Source organism: Streptomyces sp. NPDC088116, from assembly GCF_044741745.1.
GTDB lineage: Bacteria > Actinomycetota > Actinomycetes > Streptomycetales > Streptomycetaceae > Streptomyces.
This window is the reverse complement of sequence record NZ_JBIUTF010000005.1, coordinates 274,800-281,311: the sequence shown is the minus strand read 5'-3', so window position 1 is coordinate 281,311 and position 6,512 is coordinate 274,800. Positions and strand designations below refer to the sequence as shown.

The 6,512-nt window shown below is 70.5% G+C and carries 8 protein-coding genes; 3 read left to right on the top strand and 5 right to left on the bottom strand.

All coding sequences use genetic code 11. The annotated features are described in order from the left end of the window. The 5 genes from ACIOJD_RS21790 to paaA all read right to left on the bottom strand — a co-directional run. Positions 1-1,025: 2Fe-2S iron-sulfur cluster-binding protein (locus ACIOJD_RS21790; RefSeq protein WP_401916095.1), on the bottom strand; the 1,025-nt coding region annotated here is incomplete at its 3' end. Continuing rightward, on the bottom strand, positions 1,026-1,541 hold the full coding sequence (paaD, locus tag ACIOJD_RS21785; RefSeq protein WP_401916092.1) for a 1,2-phenylacetyl-CoA epoxidase subunit PaaD: 516 nt from the start codon (positions 1,539-1,541) through the stop codon (positions 1,026-1,028). Continuing rightward, on the bottom strand, positions 1,535-2,251 hold the full coding sequence (gene paaC / locus ACIOJD_RS21780; RefSeq protein ID WP_401917097.1) for a 1,2-phenylacetyl-CoA epoxidase subunit PaaC: 717 nt from the start codon (positions 2,249-2,251) through the stop codon (positions 1,535-1,537). Before paaC ends, paaD begins: the two co-directional genes overlap by 7 nt. 41 nt (positions 2,252-2,292) lie before the next feature. After that, on the bottom strand, positions 2,293-2,583 hold the full coding sequence (paaB, locus tag ACIOJD_RS21775) for a 1,2-phenylacetyl-CoA epoxidase subunit PaaB (protein WP_401916089.1): 291 nt from the start codon (positions 2,581-2,583) through the stop codon (positions 2,293-2,295). Next, positions 2,580-3,578 carry a 1,2-phenylacetyl-CoA epoxidase subunit PaaA gene (gene paaA / locus ACIOJD_RS21770; RefSeq protein WP_401916086.1) on the bottom strand — a complete coding sequence of 333 codons (999 nt, stop codon included), beginning with the start codon at positions 3,576-3,578 and terminating at the stop codon, positions 2,580-2,582. Before paaA ends, paaB begins: the two co-directional genes overlap by 4 nt. Positions 3,579-3,653: 75 nt before the next feature. On the opposite strand from paaA, the gene ACIOJD_RS21765 reads away from it, so the two are divergent. From ACIOJD_RS21765 to ACIOJD_RS21755, 3 genes are all read left to right on the top strand, one after another. Then, positions 3,654-4,400, top strand: coding sequence for a DUF5819 family protein (locus tag ACIOJD_RS21765; protein ID WP_401917094.1), 747 nt, complete (start codon positions 3,654-3,656; stop codon positions 4,398-4,400). Continuing rightward, the gene (locus tag ACIOJD_RS21760; protein ID WP_401916083.1) at positions 4,397-5,773 is read left to right on the top strand and encodes an HTTM domain-containing protein; all 1,377 of its coding nucleotides are present in this window, start codon (positions 4,397-4,399) and stop codon (positions 5,771-5,773) included. The genes ACIOJD_RS21765 and ACIOJD_RS21760 overlap by 4 nt, the downstream gene beginning before the upstream one ends. A 65-nt stretch (positions 5,774-5,838) precedes the next feature. Further along, entirely contained in the window at positions 5,839-6,489 is a 651-nt protein-coding gene (locus ACIOJD_RS21755) for a TrmH family RNA methyltransferase (protein ID WP_401917092.1), read from the top strand. Positions 6,490-6,512 lie beyond the last annotated feature (23 nt).

Genomic DNA, 6,512 nt, shown 5'->3' with positions numbered 1-6,512 from the left:
GGATGGGACTGGCAGGCCAGCACATAACCGGCTGCGGTCTCTTCCGGTTCGAGGGCGAAGTTGCGGTCCATCCGGACCTCGCCCGAGACCAGGAACGCCCGGCAGGTCCCGCACACACCGCCCTTGCACGCGTACGGCGCGTCCGCGCGGCTGCGCAGCACGGTCTCCAGCAGGGAATCCCCGTCCTGGACCGGCCAGGTGCCGGAGCGGCCGTCCAGGGTCGCGGTGAGGGTGCTGTGGGCGGGAGCGCGCACCGTGGCCGTGGACGCTGCCGCCGTGGCATCGGCCGCCGCCTCGTCGATGTGGAAGATCTCCTGGTGGATACGGGACCGGGGCACCTCGAGTCCGCGCAGCGCGCGTTCGGCGCCGACCACCAGGCCCAGCGGGCCGCAGAGGAACCAGCCGTCGACATCGGCCACCGGGAGCAGCGCGGGCAGCAGTCCGGTGAGCCGCGCCCGGTCCAGCCGCCCGGACGGCAGTCCCGCCTGCTGCTCCTCCCGCGAAACCACGCTGACCAGCTGAAAGCGGTCCGGATAGCGGTCCTTGAGGTCGGCGACCTCCTCCAGGAACATCGTCGAGGCCACCGTGCGGTCGCTGCGGACCAGGCAGAACCGGGCATCGGGCTCGCGCGCCAGCAGGGTGGCCGCGATCGACAGCACCGGGGTGATGCCGCTGCCGCCCACGATCGCCGCGAACCGCCCGGCGCGCGGCGTGAGCACGAAACGGCCGGCCGGCTCCATGACCTCGACCAGGTCGCCCACGGCCAGTTCCTTCAGGGCGTACGTCGAGAACTCCCCGCCCTCGACCAGCCGGATGCCCACGCGCAGTACGGGATCGGCCTCGGCCGGGGTGCAGATCGAGTACGTACGCCGGATCTCCTCGCCCCCGGAGGTACGGCGCAGGGCGATGTGCTGGCCGGGGAGGTGCCGGAACGTCTCGCGCAGCTCTGGCGGCACGGCGAAGGTGACGGCCACCGCGTCGTCCGTGAGCGGCTCGACCTCGCTCACCCGGAGCGGATGGAACATCTACAACTCCTTGAAGTGGTCGAACGGTTCGCGGCAGGCCGTGCAGCGGCGCAGTGCCTTGCAGGCCGTGGAGGAGAACCTGCTCAGCAGCTCGGTGTCGGTCGAGCCGCAGTGCGGGCAGCGCAGGGAGAGCGTCAGCGGAACCGGTCCGTCCACGCCGTGCGGACGGGGTGGCGCTATGCCGGACTCGGCGAGTTTGCGCCGGCCCTCGGCACTGATGTCGTCCGTCGACCAGGCCGGGGTCAGGACCGTGACGACCGAGACCTCCCGCATCCCGTGCTCCCGCAGCACGCGTTCGATGTCCGAGGACATCGCCTCGATCGCCGGGCAGCCGGTGTAGGTGGGGGTCAGCTCGACCCGTACCTTCCCGGGGCCCGAGACCTGGACCGCGCGCAGCACGCCCAGCTCCTCCAGCGTCACCACCGGCAGCTCGGGGTCGGGCACGGCACCGGCGAGCCCGCGCAGCTCGGCCTCCAGCGCCGTGAAGGTGACGGGGGAACTCTGGCCGGTCACCATGACGCGCCCGGGTGGCTGCGGTGCAGATGCTGCATCTCGGCGAGCATCCGTCCGAACGGCTCGGTGTGCAGTCCCTGTCGGCCCGCGCCCGCCGTCCAGGCCCCGGACCGGGGCCCGTCCGGCACCGGCAGCGTCGCCCGCTCCAGTACGGCGGAGACGGAATCGAGCCAACTTCCCTCCAGGGCCTGCCAGTCGACCTCCAGTCCTTCGACGGGCCGGAACATCTCGCCGGTGAACCGCCAGAGCGCCGTGCAGGCCCGCCGCATCCGCTCATGGCTCTCGTCCGTACCGTCGCCGAGCCGCAGAGTCCAGTGCTCGGCGTGGTCCTGGTGGTACGCGACCTCCTTGACCGCCTTCGCAGCGAGAGCGGTGAACGCGCCGTCCCCGGCGGCCAGTTGCCGGTACAGGAACAGCTGGTAGGTGGAGAAGTAGAGCTGGCGGGCGATCGTGTGCGCGAAGTCGCCGTTCGGCTGCTCGACCAGCTGGACGTTGCGGAAGGACCGCTCCTCGCGGAGATAGGCCAGCTCGTCCTCGTCCCCCACGAGAGAGAGCAGGATCCGCGCCTGCCCCAGCAGGTCGAGGGCGATATTGGCGAGGGCGACATCCTCCTCCAGCACCGGGGCGTGTCCCGCCCACTCCCCCAGCCGGTGCGAGAGCACCAGCGCGTCGTCGCCGAGGGCGAGGGCCGCCGCACGGGCCGGGGCCGTCATCGGTTCGCCGGTCACAGGGGTTTCGCTCGGCACAGGTGTCGTCACAGGTGTCTCACCCCTTCCGGGATCTCGTAGAAGGTCGGGTGCCGGTACGGCTTGTCGGCGGCGGAGGCGAAGAACGGGTCCTTCTCGTCGGGCGAGGAGGCCGTGACCGCCGTGGACGGGACCACCCAGATCGACACGCCCTCATTGCGCCGGGTGTAGAGATCACGGGCATTGCGCAGCGCCATCTCCGCGTCCGGGGCGTGCAGGCTCCCCGCGTGGGTGTGGGACAGCCCCCGGCGGGAGCGCACGAACACTTCCCACAGCGGCCAGTCGGTCGGATCGCTCATGCCGTCGCCTCCCGCCGTGCTCCGTCGGTGCTGTGCTTCGCCGCGTACGCGGCAGCCGCCTCCCGCACCCAGGCTCCTTCGTCGTGCGCCCGGCGGCGCTGGGTGATCCGCTGTTCGTTGCACGGACCGTTGCCCTTCAGCACCTGCTGGAACTCGGTCCAGTCGATCGCCCCGAAGTCATGGCGGCCCCGCTCCTCGTTCCAGCGCAGATCCGGGTCGGGCAGGGCCAGCCCGAGGGCCTCGGCCTGCGGGACGCAGATGTCGACGAAGCGCCGGCGCAGCTCGTCGTTGGAATGCCGCTTGATCTTCCAGGCCATGGACTGCGCGGAATGCGCCGACTCGTCGTCCGGCGGGCCGAACATCATCAATGACGGCCACCACCAGCGGTTCACCGCGTCCTGCGCCATGTCGTGCTGCGCGGGCGTCCCCCTGCTGAGGGTCAGCAGCAGTTCGTACCCCTGCCGCTGGTGGAACGACTCCTCCTTGCAGATCCTGACCATCGCGCGGGCGTAGGGGCCGTACGAGCAGCGGCACAGCGGCACCTGGTTGGTGATCGCCGCGCCGTCCACCAGCCAGCCGATCGCGCCGACGTCGGCCCAGGTCAGCGTCGGATAGTTGAAGATCGACGAGTACTTCTGACGGCCGGTGTGGAGCTTGTCGAGCAGCTCGTCGCGGCCGGTGCCCAGCGTCTCGGCCGCGCTGTAGAGGTAGAGGCCGTGTCCGGCCTCGTCCTGGACCTTGGCCATCAGGATCGCCTTGCGGCGCAGCGAGGGAGCGCGCGTGATCCAGTTCGCCTCGGGCTGCATGCCGATGATCTCGGAGTGGGCGTGCTGGGCCATCTGGCGGACCAGCGAGGCGCGGTACGCCTCCGGCATCCAGTCGCGTGGCTCGATGCGCTCGTCGGCGGCCACGGCGGCGTCGAACGCCGCCTCGCGCGCTTCCACCGTCGTCTCCATCGCCGCCTCCGCAGCTGTCCCCGTGGTCACTGCCGTCATCCGGACCCCCTACCGACCGATCGTTCGGTTCGTTGGCTTCAATGGTGAGTCGACGGCCCGTAGGGTGTCAACCTCCTGTGGATAACTGACTGGGCTACCGGGCGGGGATCGGACGGCATGGATTCGTACGACGACAAGGGTGTGAACGCCGGGCCGCCACCCGGCATGGGGATAGCGGGCCTCTCCCTCCCCGGTCAGGTGGTGGCCGCTGTCGCTCTCGCGGCCATCGGGCTGCTGGCCTGCACCCATCTGGCCATGGTGTTTCTGCACGTCGCGCCGTCCAACACGCTCACCAAGCAGCACGGCGAGGCCGTCGACGACTGGATCTATCCCGAGTTCGAGCAGAACTGGAAGCTCTTCGCGCCCAACCCGCTCCAGCAGAACGTCGCCCTCCAGGTGCGTGCCGAGATCGCGGAGGCCGGCGGCGTGTCCGCCACCGGCTGGATCGATCTCTCCGCCGAGGACGGCGAAGCCATCCGCGGCAACCTCCTCCCCAGCCACATCGACCAGAACGAGTTGCGCAGGGGCTGGGACTTCTACACCGGATCGCACGAAGACGACGGCCGCCCCAACGGTCTGCGCGGGCAGCTCTCCGAGAGCTATGTCCGCCGCATCGTGATGCTGCGCCTCGATGACCACGATCTGGGCGGGCCCGTGCGACGTATCCAGCTCAGGTCCGCCACCAGGGCCGTCGCCTCCCCCGCCTGGAGCAAGGAGAGCGTCTCCACGCGGCCGTCCTACCAGCTCTACCCGTGGTGGACGGTGAACGCCGGGGACCTTTCCGAGGGCGTACGGAACGGCCGTACGGAGGCGGGTACATGAGCGAGCCGACGAGCCGGGGCACCAGCGCGCAGGAAGGTCAGCGTTCCGACGGACCCGTTGACGGCCCCGTTGACGAGGGAACCGGCGGCCGGGGCGGCGAGCGAGCCGGCCGACAGGCGTCCGCCGAGCGGTTGAGTTCCGGCCCGCGCGGCGTCGCCCGTGCCGTCCAGCTCCTCACGTCCACCGCCCTCGGCCCGTACCAGAGCGCCGTCGTCCGGATCGGATTCGCCGGCACCTGGCTGCTCTTCCTGCTGCGCGAACTGCCCCACCGCCGCGAGCTGTACGGGCCGGACGGTCCGTGGAGCTGGGGCATGGCCCAGCAACTGATCGCCAAGAACGGCGCGTTCACCGGGCTGATGTGGTCGGACAGCACGGTGTGGTTCGAGGTGGTGTTCGCCGTCGCCGTGCTGTCCAGCGTGCTGCTGATGCTCGGCTGGCGCACCCGCACGATGTCCGTGCTCTTCATGTTCGGCGTGCTGTCGCTGCAGAACCGCAGCATCTTCATGGGCGACGGCGGCGACAACATCATTCATCTGATGGCGATCTATCTGACGCTGACGCGGTGCGGTCGGGTCTGGTCGCTGGACGCCAGGCGTGCGGCACGGGCCGCGGCCGGGCGGACCCCCTCAGCCGCCCCGGTGGCCGAGGAAGGGGCCACGGCTCAGGGCGGCGCCGCACGGGACCTGGTCGGGCCGGTCCTCTGGGGTGCCCTGGGCCTGTGCCTCCTCGTCGGAACGGTGCTGGACCGCGTCCCCGTCGAAACGTGGCTGCTGGTCCTGCTCTGGGGCGCGTGGGCCTCGCAGGGGCTGTGGTGGGCGGCCAACCGCTACACACCAGGGGGCGAGCCGCGCGCTCTGCTGGACGTCCTCGCCAACCTCATCCACAATGCCGCACTCGGCGTGATCATGGCCGAGGTCTGTCTCGTATACGCCACCGCCGGCTGGTACAAGGTCCAGGGCTCGCGCTGGCAGGACGGCACGGCCCTGTACTACCCGCTCAAGCTGGACTACTTCACCCCCTGGCCGGAGCTCTCCGGTCTCCTCGCGTCCGGCGCCGTCGTCGTGATGCTGCTGACGTACGGCACCGTCATCGTGCAGGTCGCCTTCCCGTTCACGCTCTTCAACCGGCGCGTCAAGAATGTGCTGCTGGTCGTCATGATGATGGAGCACGCGGGCATCGCCGTACTGCTCGGACTGCCGTTCTTCTCGCTCGCGATGATCGCCGCCGACGCGGTGTTCCTGCCGACGAATTTCCTGCTCTGGTCCGCCGGCCGGATGGCCGGACTCCGGAAGCGGCTGTACTCCCGGGTCCGTACGCGTCTGCCGGAGCAGCGGCACGAGAGCCCGGAGCAGCCACGTACCCTCGTGGGGTGAGCAGTGAGAGACCGGCCGAGGCCCCCGAGGCACCGGCTGAAGCCCGTGAGACGCCGGTCGAAGCCCTGGAACCGGTTCAGTACGACGACGGCTTCGGCCCGGAGATCGGCGTCGGGCCGCACCCCGGTCCCTGGCCGGAGGGTGAGCGGTACGACCCCGAACTGCTGGCGGCCGGTGACCGGCGCAATGTCATCGACCGCTACCGGTACTGGACGCGCGAGGCGGTCGTCGCCGATCTCGACACCCGTCGGCACGGCTTCCATGTGGCGGTGGAGAACTGGAGCCATGACTTCAACATCGGTTCCGTGGTCCGGACCGCCAACGCCTTCCTCGCGAAGGAGATCCATATCGTCGGGCGGCGGCGCTGGAACCGGCGCGGTGCGATGGTCACCGACCGGTACCAGCACGTCCGCCACCACGCAGGAACCGAGGAGCTGACGGCCTGGGCGGCGGCCGAAGGGCTGCCGATCATCGGGATCGACAATCTGCCCGGCGCGGTGGCGCTGGAGCGGACCGAGCTGCCGCGCCGCTGTGTCCTCCTCTTCGGGCAGGAGGGCCCCGGCCTGACCGAGGAGGCTCGCGAGCACGCCTCGATGGTGTGCTCGATCGCGCAGTTCGGATCGACCCGGTCGATCAACGCGGGAGCGGCCGCGGCGATCGCCATGCACGCCTGGGTCCAGCGATACGCGGACATCCCGGCGTCGCCCGCCCCGTGACCGGCCTCAGGTCAGGCGCCCGC